Origin of the sequence: Streptosporangium heterodermiicola (genome assembly GCF_051390675.1) — a bacterium.
GTDB lineage: Bacteria > Actinomycetota > Actinomycetes > Streptosporangiales > Streptosporangiaceae > Streptosporangium.
This window is the reverse complement of the sequence record NZ_JBPJSR010000127.1, coordinates 1-356: the sequence shown is the minus strand read 5'-3', so window position 1 is coordinate 356 and position 356 is coordinate 1. Positions and strand designations below refer to the sequence as shown.

The window sequence follows — 356 nt, the reverse complement described above, 5'->3', positions numbered from 1 at the left end:
GACCTACGGGATCGACGATGTCTGAGCCTCTCGCCCCCGGCTCCGCCGAGGAGCGCGCCCGGGTGGACGGCGCGACGGTCGAGGTGGTGCGCAGCTACTTCACCTCGGCCGCCGAGGAGATGCGGGCCACGCTCGTCCGTACCGCCTTCAACCCGGTCATCTACGAGGTCTTCGACTTCGGCGTCTCCGTCTACGACGCGGACCTGCGGCTGGTCGCCGAGTCGACCGGGCTGAGCCGCTTCCTCGGCGCCAACGACTATTCCATCCGCAAGGGTGTGGAGTATGTGGGGCGGGAGAATCTTCATCCGGGTGATGTGGTGTTGTTGAATTATCCGTACTGGAACGCGGCGCATTCC

At 65.7% G+C, this 356-nt stretch carries 1 protein-coding gene; it reads left to right on the top strand.

What is annotated here, in order from left to right; all coding sequences use genetic code 11:
* Positions 1 to 17 precede the first annotated feature (17 nt).
* Positions 18 to 356 (top strand): hydantoinase B/oxoprolinase family protein (locus ACSC1Q_RS43195; protein WP_436764545.1); only part of this gene is annotated, 339 nt, incomplete at its 3' end.